The sequence below is a fragment of the Rhodothermales bacterium genome, from assembly GCA_017643395.1.
GTDB lineage: Bacteria > Bacteroidota > Rhodothermia > Rhodothermales > UBA10348 > JABDJZ01.
The window spans coordinates 11,629-26,641 of the sequence record JAEPNP010000007.1 but is presented as its reverse complement, the minus strand read 5'-3'; the positions used below and the strand labels follow the sequence as shown (position 1 = coordinate 26,641).

At 63.9% G+C, this 15,013-nt stretch carries 16 protein-coding genes; 6 read left to right on the top strand and 10 right to left on the bottom strand.

What is annotated here, in order from left to right:
- The first annotated feature begins 431 nt into the window (after window positions 1-431).
- The 3 genes from JJ896_17485 to JJ896_17475 are packed head-to-tail and all read left to right on the top strand — an operon-like array spanning window position 432 to window position 2,500.
- Window positions 432-1,535, top strand: a complete 1,104-nt coding sequence (locus JJ896_17485; protein MBO6781455.1) for an NAD-dependent epimerase/dehydratase family protein — start codon at window positions 432-434, stop codon at window positions 1,533-1,535.
- Between the two features lie 54 nt (window positions 1,536-1,589).
- Entirely contained in the window at window positions 1,590-1,955 is a 366-nt protein-coding gene (locus JJ896_17480) for a DoxX family protein (protein ID MBO6781454.1), read from the top strand.
- 53 nt (window positions 1,956-2,008) lie between these two features.
- Window positions 2,009-2,500 (top strand): DinB family protein, encoded by a 492-nt coding sequence (locus tag JJ896_17475; GenBank protein MBO6781453.1) that lies wholly within the window; start codon window positions 2,009-2,011, stop codon window positions 2,498-2,500.
- A gap of 45 nt (window positions 2,501-2,545) precedes the next feature.
- On the opposite strand, the gene JJ896_17470 is transcribed toward JJ896_17475, so the two are convergent.
- A complete protein-coding gene (locus tag JJ896_17470) occupies window positions 2,546-2,878 on the bottom strand; it encodes a MerR family transcriptional regulator (GenBank protein ID MBO6781452.1) in 333 nt (110 codons plus the stop codon).
- A 112-nt stretch (window positions 2,879-2,990) separates the two neighbouring features.
- Between JJ896_17470 and JJ896_17465 the strand changes: the two genes are divergently transcribed.
- Window positions 2,991-3,908 carry an EamA family transporter gene (locus JJ896_17465; protein ID MBO6781451.1) on the top strand — a complete coding sequence of 306 codons (918 nt, stop codon included), beginning with the start codon at window positions 2,991-2,993 and terminating at the stop codon, window positions 3,906-3,908.
- A 59-nt stretch (window positions 3,909-3,967) separates the two neighbouring features.
- A complete protein-coding gene (locus JJ896_17460; GenBank protein MBO6781450.1) occupies window positions 3,968-4,750 on the top strand; it encodes a hypothetical protein in 783 nt (260 codons plus the stop codon).
- Between the two features lie 14 nt (window positions 4,751-4,764).
- Here the strand turns inward: JJ896_17460 and JJ896_17455 are convergent, their stop codons facing one another.
- Window positions 4,765-5,301, bottom strand: a complete 537-nt coding sequence (locus tag JJ896_17455; protein ID MBO6781449.1) for a CvpA family protein — start codon at window positions 5,299-5,301, stop codon at window positions 4,765-4,767.
- Complete coding sequence (locus JJ896_17450; GenBank protein MBO6781448.1) at window positions 5,298-5,756, bottom strand: GatB/YqeY domain-containing protein; 459 nt, start codon at window positions 5,754-5,756, stop codon at window positions 5,298-5,300. Before JJ896_17450 ends, JJ896_17455 begins: the two co-directional genes overlap by 4 nt.
- Here JJ896_17450 and JJ896_17445 point away from each other — a divergent pair.
- On the top strand, window positions 5,743-6,195 hold the full coding sequence (locus tag JJ896_17445; GenBank protein MBO6781447.1) for a hypothetical protein: 453 nt from the start codon (window positions 5,743-5,745) through the stop codon (window positions 6,193-6,195). The genes JJ896_17450 and JJ896_17445 overlap by 14 nt on opposite strands.
- Here JJ896_17445 and JJ896_17440 read toward each other — a convergent pair.
- The 7 genes from JJ896_17440 to JJ896_17410 all read right to left on the bottom strand — a co-directional run bounded on the left by JJ896_17440 (window position 6,192) and on the right by JJ896_17410 (window position 14,975).
- The gene (locus tag JJ896_17440) at window positions 6,192-6,977 is read right to left on the bottom strand and encodes a hypothetical protein (GenBank protein MBO6781446.1); all 786 of its coding nucleotides are present in this window, start codon (window positions 6,975-6,977) and stop codon (window positions 6,192-6,194) included. The two genes, JJ896_17445 and JJ896_17440, sit on opposite strands and share 4 nt — an antisense overlap.
- On the bottom strand, window positions 6,964-8,091 hold the full coding sequence (locus JJ896_17435; GenBank protein MBO6781445.1) for a PQQ-binding-like beta-propeller repeat protein: 1,128 nt from the start codon (window positions 8,089-8,091) through the stop codon (window positions 6,964-6,966). The genes JJ896_17440 and JJ896_17435 overlap by 14 nt, the downstream gene beginning before the upstream one ends.
- Window positions 8,092-8,219: 128 nt before the next feature.
- Window positions 8,220-11,174 (bottom strand): PD40 domain-containing protein, encoded by a 2,955-nt coding sequence (locus tag JJ896_17430; protein ID MBO6781444.1) that lies wholly within the window; start codon window positions 11,172-11,174, stop codon window positions 8,220-8,222.
- A 118-nt stretch (window positions 11,175-11,292) separates the two neighbouring features.
- A complete protein-coding gene (gene ptsP / locus JJ896_17425) occupies window positions 11,293-13,098 on the bottom strand; it encodes a phosphoenolpyruvate--protein phosphotransferase (protein ID MBO6781443.1) in 1,806 nt (601 codons plus the stop codon).
- A 2-nt stretch (window positions 13,099-13,100) separates the two neighbouring features.
- Window positions 13,101-13,370, bottom strand: a complete 270-nt coding sequence (locus JJ896_17420) for an HPr family phosphocarrier protein (GenBank protein MBO6781442.1) — start codon at window positions 13,368-13,370, stop codon at window positions 13,101-13,103.
- 1 nt (window position 13,371) lies between these two features.
- Window positions 13,372-14,331, bottom strand: coding sequence for a polyprenyl synthetase family protein (locus JJ896_17415; protein ID MBO6781441.1), 960 nt, complete (start codon window positions 14,329-14,331; stop codon window positions 13,372-13,374).
- Window positions 14,331-14,975, bottom strand: coding sequence for an adenylate kinase (locus JJ896_17410; protein ID MBO6781440.1), 645 nt, complete (start codon window positions 14,973-14,975; stop codon window positions 14,331-14,333). The genes JJ896_17415 and JJ896_17410 overlap by 1 nt, the downstream gene beginning before the upstream one ends.
- Between the last annotated feature and the right edge of the window lie 38 nt (window positions 14,976-15,013).

Here is a 15,013-nt window from a genome sequence, read left to right as displayed (position 1 = left end):
TGCTCGTCGTCCAGGCAACTTGCCTGCGGTTTGGGGCTAAGGTTGAAAAAGGCATCGCAATTCAACTTCTAGGGAGAAAAACGGCCGAGTTAGGTTCCAAATGGGCCCGAATGGAACTTCCTGACCCTCATTTCGGGCTATTAGGTTTAATCCGGGCCGCAAAGTGAACTTGCGGACCCCGGCTGCCGAACCCCGGCTGCCGACCCCGACCCCGGACCCCGGCCGCGGACCCCGACCCCGGACCCCGGCTGCCGACCCCGACCCCGGACCCCGGACCCCGCCGCGGGCTCCGGACTGACCACCGCGGCCCCGGCCGCATTACACTAGAGGAACCCAGCCCCACAGAAGTAACAGGACAGCCGAGGCCGGTCGAACCGGGAGTACGAGCGGTACCGCTATCTTCGACCCTCCCACCCAGCCTAAAGCCCCGCATGCCAACCACCCGCCGAGACTTCCTCCGCACCTCCACCCTCGCCGCAGCCGCCACCCTCCTGCCGCGGCCGGCCATGAGCGCTGCGAGCCACCCTCTCCGCATCCTGATCCTCGGCGGCACCAGCTTCATCGGCCCACACCAGGTGCGCTACGCCATGGACCGCGGTCACGAAATCACGCTCTTCAACCGTGGTCGCACCAATACCCACCTCTTCCCCGAGCTCGAAAAGCTGGTCGGAGACAGAAATGGCGACCTCGAAAGCCTCAAAGGCCACAAGTGGGACGTGGTCATCGACAACTCCGCCTCCAACCCGGACTGGGTCCGCCTCTCTGCGGAAGCGCTGCGTGACAGCGTAGACTGCTACATCTACGTCAGCTCCCGTTCGGCTTACGCCCACTTCCGCCAGATCCCGATGAACATCGGAGCCCCGGCACACAGCTTCGAATCCACCGGAATCGACCCTTCTACCCCTCCGCGCGAGCTCCCCTACGGCCTGCGCAAATCCCTCTGCGAGCAGGAAGCCCAAAAGGTCTTCGGAGACCGAGCCCTCGTCTTCCGTCCGGGTCTGATCATTGGCCCTGGAGACAACACGGACCGCTTCAGCTACTGGCCCATCCGCATCCATCGCGGCGGAGAAGTGCTTGCCCCCGGAGACGGGACCGACCCGGTCCAGATCATCGACGTGCGCGATCTCACCGAATGGATGGTGCGCCTCGCTGAGAACGGCACAACCGGCACGTTCAACGGCGTCGGACCGGCTACCCCACGTCCGATGACCGAACTGCTCTACGGCATCCGCGCAGCCACCACGGCGGAGACCACGTTCACCTGGGTCGACACCGATTTCCTGCTCGAGCAGGGCGTGCGCCCCTACTCGCACATGCCGGTCTGGATGCCGGCCCGCGGCGACAACGAGGGCTTCGCGCGCTTTGACCTCACTCCCGAAGTGGAGTCGGGACTGACCTTCCGTCCTCTCGCGGACACCGCCCGGGACACCCTTGAGTTTCACTTCTCCCGCACGCCTGAGCGCCAGGCTGAGCTCCGTGCAGGTATCTCCCCCGAACGCGAACGGGAAGTTCTCGCCGCCTGGCATGCCCGTTGACCGTAACGGCACCCGGCCGTCTGGCACCTAACCCCAACCTTACTCCCCTCGGCTATGTCTCCAAAGACCAAATCCATCGTCGGCTGGGTCCTCCGCGGCCTGCTTGCAGTCATGTTCGTCGCCGCCGCTTCCGGCAAGGTGATGGGTGTTGAAGACTGGTTTGTGCGCTTCGAAAACTGGGGACTGCCCTCCTGGATGGTCTATGTAACCGGCGTCATGGAACTGGCCGGTGCGATCGGACTGCTGATCCCGAAGCTGGCCCAGAAGGCCGCACTCCTGCTCATTGTCGTCATGATTGGCGCCGCTGGAACACACGCCAGGGCCGGCGAATGGGCCAGCCTGCCCGTTAACGCGGCATACATCGCAGTGCTCGTCGGCATCATCTACCTGCTGAAGCCGGCCGCGGCACCCGCCGAATAGCCCCTGCAATCATCCGGGCGGGTGCGTAAGATTCTGCGTCAAACCGCGCAACAATGACGCACCCGCTGGCCCCGGCCCTGGACGTATTCTGGCACAACGCCTGGATGCTCCGCAACGCCGTAAATGACCTGCCCCCGGAGCAGGAGTCGTTCCAACTGGGGAACTGCAACCCGTTCAACCGAGTGGTAGGTCACATCGTGGCCACGCGTCACGGTCTGGCCAAGACGCTCGGAATCGACGCGCCGGACCCCGGATGGGGCGAATTCGGCGCGTTCAAACTCGCGGCCCAGTTCGATGCAAACCTGCCCTGCCCGCCAGTCTCCGAAATCATGGAGGCCTTCGCCGGCATCTCAGAGGCGATGGTGGCCGGGATGGAAGCGATGACCCTGGAGGACCTCCGCAAGCCCAGTCCCATGCCCATCCCCGGTGAGGACCCCGACCTGCTGGACCTCATCGCCTTCTTTGCGATGCACGAGTCGTACCACATCGGCCAGCTCAGCATCATGGCCAAGTGCATGGGCCGAAAGGGCGTGATGGGCGGCTGAGCGCGCGAGGCAGGGCAGGGCCGTTACCCGGGCACCCCGAATCCCCTACTTGATCCGATCCAGCAGCCGCACCAGAAACGTGCGCAGGTCCTTCAGATCCCGGCGATCGGCCGCCGTCATGAGCGCACTCGCCTCCCCGCGATCCAGCTGCTGCCGGGCACCTTCCAGTGTGTACTTGTCCTCGCGCAGCAGGCGCCGGATGCGAAAGACCAGGTCGATATCCTCGTTCGTGTACACGCGGTTCCCTGCCCGATTCTTGCGCGGCTTGAGCTGCGGGAATTCTGTCTCCCAGTAGCGCAACACGTGGGTCTCCTCCCCGACGAGCGAGCCCACCTCGCCGATGGTGTAGTAGAGTTTGGTGATGCCGTCGCCAAGCATGGGGGTGCGGGAAATGCCTCCGCATTTTACAAACGGGCGGCCTCCCTCACCACGCGGCCCGATATCTTCGGCGCGACTTCGCTCCCAACGCAGGAGCGGGCGCCCACGCCGCATGACCACCCCCTACGATTCCGAGCGACGCTTTCCGTGGCCCGTCGAGGCCTCGCTGCTGTTCTGCGTCGTGATCTGGGGCACCAACTTCGTGGTGCTCAAGGCCGTTATGCCGTACATGAACGCGATGGCGCTGAACCTCATGCGCATCCTGGCGTCGTTCATCGCCGTCTTCGCGCTTCACCTCTGGCACACGCGAACCCATGGCCAGACGCTCTTTCAGTCGTTCCGGGAAGATCCCTGGCGCATTCTGGCCACCGGCTTGCTTGGGTACACCGTGTATCAGGTGGCGTTCATCCTAGGCCTCGACCGCACATTAGCGGGATCAGCGGCCCTGATTATGGCCTCATCGCCCATCTGGACGGCCTCACTCGCTGCACTCCTGGGCATCGAAAAACTGCGCGGTCTCGGCTGGGTAGGGCTAATCATATCGCTCTTCGGGGTCGGCTTCATCATCATTTCCGGCCAGGAAGTGGACCTGAGCACGGACCTGCTGACCGGCAACCTCATCATGCTGCTGGCCGCGATGTGCTGGGCGGCCTACACAACCGTGAACCGGCCGCTCCTCCGCAACACCGCGGCGGTTTCCCTCACGTTCTACGGCCTGCTCGTCTCCATCCTGCCGCTCACGGCCATCTCGTGGCCTTTTCTTGGCGATGTGGTCTGGAGTGACGTCACCCTCCTGGTTTGGGTGGCCATCGCATTTTCGGGAGCCTTCTCCACCGGAGTGACGGTCGTGCTCTGGAACGATGCCGTCCGTCAGATCGGCCCCTCTCGCACGGCCATCTACAGCAACCTCGTGCCGGTCGTGGCACTGATCACAGCTGTCAGTTTCCTGGGCGAGCCCCTGACCATCGGCCAGGTCGTCGGCGGCGCGATGGTGATCGGAGGTCTGCTCACAGTCAGACGCTCCCGATGACAGGGGTCTTTTCCGGCGCGAGGCCGTATGTCGCGACCCGCTATCCAACGAGACTGCCCTTGCGCCTGATTGCCGGCCTCTTTCTGCTACTGATCACGCTGCCCGCAGCAGCCCAGAATCCCTTCCGGGACCTCGCGCCGCTCGAGCTGGAGCAACGGGCCTGGCATGCGACCACGCCGGAGGTTACAGGATTCTCGCTGCATGCTCGCCGCGCGGTCCCGCTGCATTTCCTGCTGCCGAATGTGAGTTACGATTCGCGTCTGCACCTGGCGGAGATCGCGATCGGGGCACGCGGTTTCGGCGAGGACCGGGACGCATCGCTGGGATGGGGACTAACGGCCATGGATCTGTTCGTTTCGCGCCAGCCCTGGGCGGGGCAGGTCACCCTCCTGCGGCTGGACCGAACGGGCATCACACAGGCGGAATCGGACTGGCTATACGTGCAGGCCGGCCCAAGCCTGCTGCTCGGAGCGTTTGATCGCACCTTGAATATTCGGGCGATGGCGGGCGCGGGCTTGACCACCCTCGGACATGCCGGTGCGGTGTGGCTCGCCCCAAAAAGCGCCTCCTCAGGACTCGGGACCTCGCTCGTGGCCTCGGCCGTGGCGCAACCATCCTGGAGGCTGACCCTGACCGCCGAAGGCGGCCGGAAATGGGTCTTCGGCGGCGCGGATCCCTTCTACACCTACTGGGAAGCGGGCGCTCGAATCAAGCTGAATCAGCGGTTCTCCCTAGACCTTAACGCAGGCATGCTGGAGGCTGACTCAGATCGCCTGCAGGCCGATAGCGGGTGGATACTCGGTGCCGGACTGGTGGTGATGCCCCGAGGAGCGGGCTTTTAGCCCATCGCCCGAATCTAGTTCGAGGCCTCCTCAGCGGGGATCTGATCCTCGATGCGCCGGGACAATTCGTCCAGTGCGCCCGAGTTGGCCGACACGTAGGACCACGCGGTCGGCATGATTGCGGCGACGGAATGATAGAGGGTGCTGTTATCGCGTGAGGTTTCCGGCGGCAACTGCACGTAGGCCATGCCGATGAAGGCGACGCTCATGAAGAGGCCGGCCTTGATCCCTCCGATGCCACCGCCGAGCACGCGGTTCAGCATGGTGAGCTTGACCGCGCCGAGCGCCTTCTCACCGACAGCGGCCGCAATCTGGACCAGGAGGTAGGTCGCCGCGAACACCGAAATGAATCCGGCAACCGGGCCCAGCGCGGGCTCCATGCCGGAGATGCGCACCAGGTAGTCCCCCGCAGGTTGCATCAGCGCGACACCCAGCGCGAACCCGATCAGGATGCCGGCAATGCCACCGGCCTGTTTGAAGAATCCCGTGCGATAGCCGTGCAGGACGCCGACCGCCAGGATGGCAAGAATGATCAGATCGAGGATGCTCACGAGCCTGAAAGTACCGCTCGCACAGCCATTTGCACGCGTTTTCCGTCTGCCTGGCCCTTGAATCGCTTCATGGCCACGCCCATCACCTTGCCCATGTCTTTCATGGATGCGGCGCCGGTTTGCTGCACGATTTCCTCGACGCCCGTACGGATGTCCTCGTCCGACAGTTGCGCCGGCAGGTACTCCTCCAGAATTGTCAGCTCCGCGGCCTCAATATCGGCGAGGTCCTGCCGATTATTGTCAGCATACTGTTGCTGAGCGTCCCGCCGCTGCTTGGCCGCCTTCATGATCACATCCACCGCAAGATCATCCGTGATCTCGGGATTGCCGGTCTGACGGAGCTCGATCTCCTTCTCCATCATGGCCGCCATCAGCGAGCGAATGGTACGCACGCGGTTGGAGTCTCCGGCCTTCATGGCCGTCGTCAAATCCGACTTGATCTTGTCTCTGAGCATCGTAGCACGTGTGGTGGTGGGCCCCGATACGCGCGCCCTCCTGTCACGTTCTCTGCTCATGAGTGTGGGGTTGATCCTGGTCGGGACGGCCGCAGCTCAGCCGGCTCTACCTCTTCGCGTCGCGGCCAAGACCGTGGTCGAGGCACCTGTGGCAGCAAAGGCGGCAGAACTGCACCTGACTGGAGGCACGCGCCGTGCACCGGCATCGTTTGAGACGCTGAAGCGGCTCTTCATCCATGGGCTGCGGCTTCGATCGTGGCCGCTGGAGGCGTCCGTCAAACCGGGCGATACGGCCGCGGAGTCCGGAGCGCTTGTATCCCTGCAGTGGCGTCTGCCGGTTCAGCCGTCGTGGCACGTATTCACGCACCTTGGAAACGGTAACCTTCCCGGCGAAACGTCGATCGGCGCCGGCGTGGGATTGCGCTGGCGCGCTCCCTAGCGGAATACCAGCCGCAGCGCGAAGACGCCCACGCCCGTCTGCATGGCGCCCAGCGCCCAGGCGGACTGCCTGTCCAGCTGCTCGATCCGAGGCCTGAGGTCAGGATTACCGGTTTCCTGATAGGCGTCGAACCGCTTGTCCGCCTTCAGCTTGTAGTGCACAGCGAGCGCGCCGCCGGTTAGCGCGGCACCGACTGCAGCGTAGTCCACCCATCGCCAGGAACGCCGCTGCATATCCAATCGAATGTCCGAGGGCGTCTCGACCACATCGGCCACCGGCTGCATGACGGCCAGATGTCGATTCCAGAACCTGTCGCCCGCCAAAATCTCCACGGCGGCGTGGCCGTCCCGCTCAAACACCAGCGTTCCAGCCAGCGGCTTCGGCACCGACAGCTGCAACGGCGTGGATCCCAGCGGCTGTCGCTCGTCCCCGTTCACCAGCGTAACCTGGGCAGCAAAGGGTGTCGCTTCAAGCCGATACGCGTACGGGAATTGTGCATCCACGCGCACGGTATCCAGACCCATCGCCGGCTGCCGGAACGCGGTCAGCCCCCACGCGCCGAGTTCGCTGGGCACCACGCGGATTTCTGCGACTCCGGCAGGCAGTTCGAACACCTCACGACTGGCCGGGCCCAGCCAGGTCGAGTCTGCATAGACGTGCGCGGCCGGGTTGTTTGAGTTGACGACGGCCACGCCCATGGAGCGCACGCGAGGTGCCTCTTCCTGGGCGGAGACGGGCATTGCCAGCAGCAGTGCCAGGACTATCAGACTACTGCGCTTCACGCTCTGCCTCCGCCGGTCTGAAGTAACTCAGGAATCGCGGCTCATGGGCCACCAGAATGCCTCCCCCGGCCACGGCCATCGAACTCTTGATGCGCCCGCGGACCTCGGCGGACCAGATCTCCGCGCCGGTCTCAAGATCCAGGGCCAACAGCTCGTTCTGCATGGTGCCCACGTACACGTAGAGACCGGTGATCAGGGGTTGGGCCGTCACCGCCGCGTCCAGCTGAATCCGCCAGAGGGGCGCGCCGAACTCGGTCGAGATGGCACGGACCATGGCGTCAGAAGCCCCGAACACAATCATGTCGCGCACCACGGAAGGCTGGGCGATGCGCACTTCAATGTTCTGGGTGCGGAACTGCCATTCGATCCGGCCGCGCTCCGCGTCCAGGGCCACCAGGGTGCCCCGTGTCGTCGGCACGTAGACCATGTCGCCGGCGGCCGTCGGTGCCGAGTAGACAGGCGCATCGACCTCCGTCTCCCATACCACCGTTCCGTCCGCGGGGTCGAAAGCCCTGACCGTGCCGTCCTCATACGCCACGACGGCCAAATCGCCCGCCAGGAGCGGCGCGGCGCGCACCGTGACCGCGTCCGGGTCGTCGTGGGTCCAGATGTCGTCACCGGAGGCCTGATCCACCATGCGCACCGTGCCCTCCATGTCGGCTACCAACACGGCCTCTCCGACGGGCAGGAGGCCCGCCTCCACACGCACCAAATCACGATGCCACAAGCGCCGCGCGCTCTGAATGTCGTAGGCCTGCAGCGTGCGTTTACCCCACGCATTGGCGACCACGATTCGATTGCCGCTCAGTGCCGGCTGCGACGCAATCGCCTCCCGAAAAGAGATGTTGCCCAGACGCTTTCCACGCTCCAGCTCCACTGCATGCACCTCGCCCTGCAGATTGGCCACGAGCACGGCGTCGTCAACTACCAGAGGTCCGCCGGGGCCAAACGCCGCCAGCGCATTGTACTCCCAGGCCAGTTCAAGCGGCGGCGTCACGTCCTCAGCGACGACAGCGTTGTGCGCGGCAGATCCACCAGTGGTCCACCAGTCGTCCTCGTCAACCCGGACGGGGGCATCCAGCTGCAGGGTTTGGCAGCCGGTGAGGACCAGCACGGCGCCGATCGTGAGTGCAAAATTTCTCAGATCAAGGCGGGCGAGGCGAGTGAGTGAGGCGTACTCACGTACGCCGCAGCGAACGGAGTCCGAAGCCCAACGCGGAGATGAGGAATTTGGCGCCACGATCAAAAGTTCCAGCCGAAAAAGAACTGCTTAAACCACCGCTTGTCGATCCGCGTGAACCCGTCTCGATACCGGTGACCGATGTCGTACCGGAAAACAAACCCGCCAAACATGTTCAGCCGCAAGCCCAGTCCCGCCGAGCCCAGCGTCTCCCCGGCAAAGATCTCCGGCTGCTTCAGATTGTAGTCCTGATTCCAGGCGTGGGCGGCATCGAAGAACAGGCTGCCTTTGAGATTCACTACGCCCAGCGCCGCCAGCGCCGGGAACGTCACGGACGGTTGCGTCAGGATCGGAAAGCGCAGCTCATGGCTCGTGAACCACTGCTTCTGGCCGCGTACCGAGAACAGTCGGAAGCCCCGCAAGTCCCAACTGCCGCCCATGTAATACAGCCTTGCCTCCCGGCCGCGATTCATGCGCGCCATGCCCCAGGAGGCAAACGTCATGTGCCGCCCCAGCCGGATGTACGTGCGCAGATCAGCCAGCAGCGAGTAGTACGACACGTTCGAGTACAGCACGTCCGTCGTGTAGGCCGCGGTTACGCGGGCGCGCCATCCCTGAATGGGCCCGTTGTAGTAGTACAGCGCGTTGTCATGCACCAGACTGATGCTGTTCGAAAGCAGCAGCGCCTCCCGATCAATATTGCGGATGTCGATCTCCTTGCGGCTCCAGTTCAGGGACGTGCCCAGATCGAGCCTGCGGAATTTGGAGATCGGGTGGCTGATGGCGCCGAAGCCGCCGTAAACCGTTTCGTAGAACCGCGGGAAACCCGTCGGCGCGTCGGGATCGGTGATGTCATACCGAAGCCCGGAGAAGCGGTAGCCGCCATATCCGAAGTTGGTGCGGCGATGCAGCTGCGTGCGCGACAGCTGAAAGCTCAGGCTTCGAAGAAAGTCCCGCTGCGTCTGGGCCGTGTTGAACACCATCAGGTTCAGATAGTCGTCCCCGAGCATGTCGGAGAAGACCAGCACGGCCCCACCCAGGGTGCCGAGCACAGGGCTCTGCGACACGGACCCCTGCGCCAGGTCCAGTTTGAACCGCTTCTTGTAGGGCGTGCGTAGCGCGTCGTCGCCGGTCAGGCTGCCGTAGGTCCAGGACAGACCCGGCTGACTCAAGTCCACCTCTCGGGTCTCGAGCGGCTCCGCCAGACGGTCCGACAACGGCATCGAGCGCACGGTGAATTGCAGGCCCTCAAAACTTGTGAACAGCACCCGGTCCTCGTCCGTCCAGACCGGATCGAATGCCGCACCGGAGAACCGCGTCAGGCGGTCCAGTCGTCGCGTCGAAAGCGGCTCCGTATCGTCGACAGGAGCGAGACTCGCCACGGCAGGCGGCGCGCCGATCTGCCCGGAGACATCGGCCACCCACATGTCCTGCGCGCTGTATCGCCCGGTCGAATCCCGCACAGCGCTTGTATACAGAATCGACTTGCCGTCCGGGCTCCAGGACGGGCTGAAATCCTTCTGGTCGCCGAAGGTCACGTACTCGACCCGACCGGTCTCGAAATCGTACGTGAACAGGTTATAGGCCCCCTTTTCCTTGCCCAGGGAAGTCCGGTCGGACGTGAACGCGATGAATCGTCCGTCCGGACTCCACGCTGGGTCAAGGTCGTCGTACGCATCGTCAGTGACAGGCACGACGGAGTCGTCGGCGAAGCTGTACACGAATAGATCCGAGTACCCGCTTTCGTCGATGGAAGAGAACACGAACCGGTCGCCCTCGGGCGACCACGACGGTGTGGATACCGACACGCGGTCCTCAAACCGCAGCGTCACGTCCAGTTCGTCCCGCTCCAGGTCATAGATGTGCACCACGTCCTGGCTGCCGCTCTTGGTGACAAACGCCAGGCGCCCATCGCCCGACACATCCATGCGGCTCTCAAAAAGGTGGAACGCCTCGAAGACATCGTTACGCTCGCCTCGAATCAGCATGCGCGGCTCAGCCACCGGCGTCCACGCCGTGTCCACTTCCACCTCGTAGAGGTTCGAGTAACCCGTGCGGTTGCCGACGAAGTAGACCATGCGCCGCCCGTCCTGCTTGCGGTAGGTCTCCGGCTTGGAGCTGAACCCGATGCCGGTGACCGCATCGGCCACGACCGTGGACAGGCCGATCTCTCCCGCCTCCGGTACGTAGCGCTCCTGGATCCAGGCATGCCAGTCTTCAGCAAACTGCTTGTAGGGCACCCGCAGCGCGGTTTCCAGCACAATCTTGAAGTCGGTATCCACCCACACCGATTCGAGGATGTCCAGGAGCTTCTCGGGCCCGTATTTCTGGGCGATGAACTCGCAGATGGCTTCACCCTGCTTGTACATCACGAAGCTTCCGTTGATGCGGTACATGGTCTCCACCGGGACCAGGTAGTTCGAGTAGACCGCATCGCGCATGATCATGTCATGCTGATGGTCGGGCTCGCCTGACCAATACTCGGCAATGCCTTCGGTGAACCAGAGCGGGAGAAACCGGTCCGGAAGGCGCCGGTGATCGCGCATGACACGCAGCACCTTGTTGTAGGTGAACACGTGCACGAGCTCGTGCCGGATCACCCGCCGGAAGCGCTCAATGTTGCCGTTGGCCGGGATCACGACGCGGCCTTTGAGGAACTCGAAGAACCCGCCGACCCCGTCCGGAATGAAGCCCGGCGTCACGTTGGTTTGCTTGAAATGCAGGTTCGACGAGTAGAAGATCATCGGCACCCGGTTGTTCAACGAGAAGTTGAACCGGTTCTGCATCTCCTCATAGGCCTCTTCGGCGAAGTAGGCCCCCTGCCGGGCCAGTTCGAGCATCTCCGGGTAGTAGAAAATGTCGAAGTGCTCCGTCTCCAGTACACGCCACTCGAAGTTGTCGTACTGAATCTTGTTGCGGCCGAAATGATAGCCGTACTGCCCGGCGGCCGGCGCGGCCAGCGCGAGCGTCAGGACCAGGGCAGCAAACGAACGAAGCAGGTTCGGGGGCCGAAGCATGGTCGGAATGTACCCTTGCGAGTGCCCTGTCGGAATGCCGCCCGCCGCCTTTAGTCCGCGTTATCGGGTGGGCGGGGCCACGCATGGCCTGAACGGGTACCGCCGACCATGCGGGCTGCTACGCGTCCGCCTGCGTGCCCTCCAGGAAAAAGCCTACGCCGCACGCATGCTCGTCCAGCCACTGATCCAGCCGGCCACCGACTTCGGCGGCATTCTTGGACTGCAGCGCCTCTGAGGCCAACAGGCGCCCTTCGGACCGTTTCATGGCGCGCACCACCCGCTTGATGCTCGGCAAATACACGGGCGATGCGCTCAGTGTCTCCACTCCCAGTCCAATGAGGACCGGAACAGCGCGCAGGTTCGTGGCCATCTCGCCGCAGACGCTCACCGGAATGCCGTGACCACGGGCCGCCTCGACGGTTCGGCGAATCAGCATGAGCACGGCCGGATGCAGATCCTGATACAGCCCGGCCACAAGGTCGTTGCCACGATCCACGGCCAGGGTATACTGGGTCAGGTCATTCGTGCCGATCGAGAAAAAGTCCGCATACGGCGCGAAGCGGTCGGCCAGAAGCGCGGCGGAGGGCACCTCGATCATGATGCCCACCTTGACGTCGGAGTCGTAGGGCACACCCTGCTCCGACAACTGGGTTTGGGCCTTCTCCAGCAGTTGCCTGAATTCCCGGATCTCGGCGACCTCCGTAATCATGGGCACCATGATGCGCACGGGTCCGTGGGCACTCGCCCTCAGGATGGCACGCAGCTGCGGCAGCAGAATCTCCGGCTTGTCCAGCAGAACGCGGATGCCCCGCCAACCCAGAAACGGGTTGTGCTCGCGGTGTCCCATCGGCAGCAGCTTGTCGCCGCCGAGGTCGATCACACGGAACGTCGTCGGATTCGGCGAGACCTGGTCCACGACCTCCTTGTAGATCTCGTACTGCTGGTCCTCCTCGATGACAAGTCGACCCTGCATGAGGAACAGGATCTCCGTACGAAACAGGCCTACGCCCTCGGCGCCATACTCGGCCACCAGCGGGATCTCGTCCTTGAGCTCCAGATTCGCCTCAAGACGGATGTGATGCCCGTCCAGCGTCTCCGATTCCAGTGGCACCAGGTCCTTCTCCTCGGCCTTCAGACGCTGAAAACGCTCGGCGCGGGTTTTGTACCGATCCAGCGTTTCGTCGGTGGGGTTCAGAATCAGGGTCCCCTGGATCCCGTCCAGCACGACCACATCGCCCGTTTCCAGGTGCTTGGAAACACCGTGCAGCCCCACTACGGCCGGCACCGAAAGGGCGCGAGCCATGATGGCGACGTGGCTCGTCGGGCCGCCAAAGTCCATCGCGCAACCCAGCACGCCTCGGCGACTGAAGAGCACCATGTCGGCGGCGGAGAGATTCTCTGCCACCACAATGTGGTTGGGGTCGATGCGGCTCAGCGCCCGTCCTTTGCGGAGGTGCCGGACCAGACGGTCCTTCACGTCCACCAGGTCCTGCGCGCGCTCGCGCATGTACTCCGAGTCGGACGCCTCGAGCACCTTGCGATGCCGGTCCAGCACCTTCTCCACGGCGTATCCAGCGTTCACACGGTCCCGGCTGATGGCGCTCTTCACGACGCCGTAGACCTCACTGTCTCGCAGAATCAGGCGTTGCGCGTCGAAAATGGCGGCACTCTCCTCGCCCACCTTCTCGCGCGTGATCGCGATGATCTTGCCAAGGTCTCGCTCGGACTTCTCCACGGCGCGCTCAAAACGATCCAGTTCCTCCTGGACGTCATCGCTCTCCAGCTCGCGCCGGTCCTCCGAGAAGGATTCCCGCCGGTAGACGTACGCCGGACCGATCGTAATCCCGGGCGATGCGGGGATGCCGGACACAATGGTCTCTGCCCGGTCCGGGCCGGGATCAGGGATGTTGGGGCTGGCGGTCACGGTTACTTGACCTCGCCGAAGCCGTCTTCGAAGAGCTTCTCCAGAGCGTCCGCGGCCTGGGCCTCATCGGGCCCCTCGAAAATCAACTTGAGTGTCGCGCCCTGCTCTGCCGCGAGCGTCATCACGCCGATAATGCTCTTGCCGTTGATCTCGTAAGCGTCCTTGTGGATGAAGAACTCGCTCTTGAACTGCGCCGCCGTCCGCACAATCATGGACGCCGGCCGTGTGTGGATACCGGCTCGGTTGGAAACTGTGACTTCGCGTTCAATCATCTCAGTGGAGGCGGGCCTGCATGGAGCGGACTAGACCAATCAGCGCCTCGCGGGCCGGGCTTTCCGACACCTCCCGCAGGCGACCAATCGCGGCGTCGGAATGAAATATAACTGCGTCCCGCGTGTCTTTCAGTACGCCAAGTCGGTCCATCAGCGCGCGGACCTCCGGTACCTCCTCCGAATCCACGCCGCCGTCGAGCACCCGCTCCAGCAGGGCGCGGTCTTCGGGGGTTGAGGCCCGCTCGAGCGCCTGAATGAGCAGCCACGTGCGTTTGCCTTCCATGACGTCTCCGCCCACCTGCTTGCCCCATTTGGCGCTGTCCGCCGTCAAATCCAGCAGGTCATCCTGGATCTGGAACGCGCGGCCGATGTCGCGGCCGGTCTCGGCCATGCGCGCCCTCGATTCTGCGTCTGCCCCGGCAGCAATCGCGCCCAGTTCGAGGCAGCACGCCAGCAGGGCTCCCGTCTTGCCGTTGATCATCTCGAGGTAGTCATCGAGCGTCACGTCACGGCGTGTCTCAAAATCCATATCCAGCGTCTGCCCCTCGCAGAGGCGGCGCACCATGGCATTGAAACATGTGAGCGCTTTGGGAACGTGCGGCAGCCGGGCGATGTGCTCATAGGCAATTCCCATAAGCAGGTCGCCAACCAGAATCGCTGTCGGCTCATCCCAACGGATGTGCACCGTGTCCCGGCCGCGACGGCTGTCTGCATTGTCCATGATGTCGTCATGGACCAACGTGAAGTTGTGGAAGACTTCCACGGCGACGGCGCCCGGCAGGGCCTCATCGCCCGTGAGACCGTGCGTTTCTGCGGCGAGCAGGACCAGGAGCGGCCTCAGACGCTTGCCCTGGCCGGCCATGACGTACTCAGCCGGCTCATAGAGCGCTGGCGGCTGCGAGGCCCCGACTGCGCGCGCCAGGGCAGCTTCAATGCGATCCCGGTGCGCCGAAAGATCCATCAGGCTGTGGCCCGGCTGGACTCCAGGATGTCGAGGATCGTCGCGTGCACGTCTTCAAACGCCCCTACCCCGTAGACCTCGCTGAGCATGCCGCGATCGCGGTAGTACTCCTGCACCGGGCTAGTCTCCTCGCGGTACTGCTTGAGGCGCCGTAGGATAATCTCGGGTTTGTCGTCGGCTCGCTGGATGATGCGACCTTCCGGCAGGTCGTCCGGCGGAGGCTTGAAATCCAGGTGGTAGTTCTCACGGGTCACGCGGTCCACGCGGCGCTTGGACAGGCGGTCCACAATGACCTCGTCCGGCGCATTGAGGCTGATTACCCGGTTCAGCGGCGCCTTGTGCGCCTCCAGAAACTCACTCAGCCACTCGGCCTGCTGGATGGTGCGGGGGTAGCCGTCGAGCGCGAATTGATCGCAATCGCGACCCAGCAGCGCGTCCTCGGCAATCTTGCGCACCACTGCGTCCGGAACCAGCTTGCCCTCTTTCACCATGCGCTCGGCGGCCTTTCCGACGTCGGTGCCCTGTCGAATGGCCGTGCGAAGAAGAATGCCCGTCGACACGTGCGCCATCCCGCGGCGTTCCTGCAGGAGCGCGGCCTGCGAGCCTTTGCCCACACCCGGCGGGCCGAAGAGAACGATTCTCATGCGTAAGGGAGGGCCGGCCTGGGGCCAGCTGGATTCGG

What these genes read in the sequence shown, in the direction of transcription:
- JJ896_17485 (MBO6781455.1), top strand. Translation starts at nt 432, where the DNA reads ATGCCAACCACCCGCCGAGACTTCCTCCGCACCTCCACCCTCGCCGCA.
- JJ896_17480 (MBO6781454.1), top strand. Translation starts at nt 1,590, where the DNA reads ATGTCTCCAAAGACCAAATCCATCGTCGGCTGGGTCCTCCGCGGCCTG.
- JJ896_17475 (MBO6781453.1), top strand. Translation starts at nt 2,009, where the DNA reads ATGACGCACCCGCTGGCCCCGGCCCTGGACGTATTCTGGCACAACGCC.
- JJ896_17470 (MBO6781452.1), bottom strand. Translation starts at nt 2,878, where the DNA reads ATGCTTGGCGACGGCATCACCAAACTCTACTACACCATCGGCGAGGTG.
- JJ896_17465 (MBO6781451.1), top strand. Translation starts at nt 2,991, where the DNA reads ATGACCACCCCCTACGATTCCGAGCGACGCTTTCCGTGGCCCGTCGAG.
- JJ896_17450 (MBO6781448.1), bottom strand. Translation starts at nt 5,756, where the DNA reads ATGCTCAGAGACAAGATCAAGTCGGATTTGACGACGGCCATGAAGGCC.
- JJ896_17430 (MBO6781444.1), bottom strand. Translation starts at nt 11,174, where the DNA reads ATGCTTCGGCCCCCGAACCTGCTTCGTTCGTTTGCTGCCCTGGTCCTG.
- JJ896_17420 (MBO6781442.1), bottom strand. Translation starts at nt 13,370, where the DNA reads ATGATTGAACGCGAAGTCACAGTTTCCAACCGAGCCGGTATCCACACA.
- JJ896_17415 (MBO6781441.1), bottom strand. Translation starts at nt 14,331, where the DNA reads ATGGATCTTTCGGCGCACCGGGATCGCATTGAAGCTGCCCTGGCGCGC.
- JJ896_17410 (MBO6781440.1), bottom strand. Translation starts at nt 14,975, where the DNA reads ATGAGAATCGTTCTCTTCGGCCCGCCGGGTGTGGGCAAAGGCTCGCAG.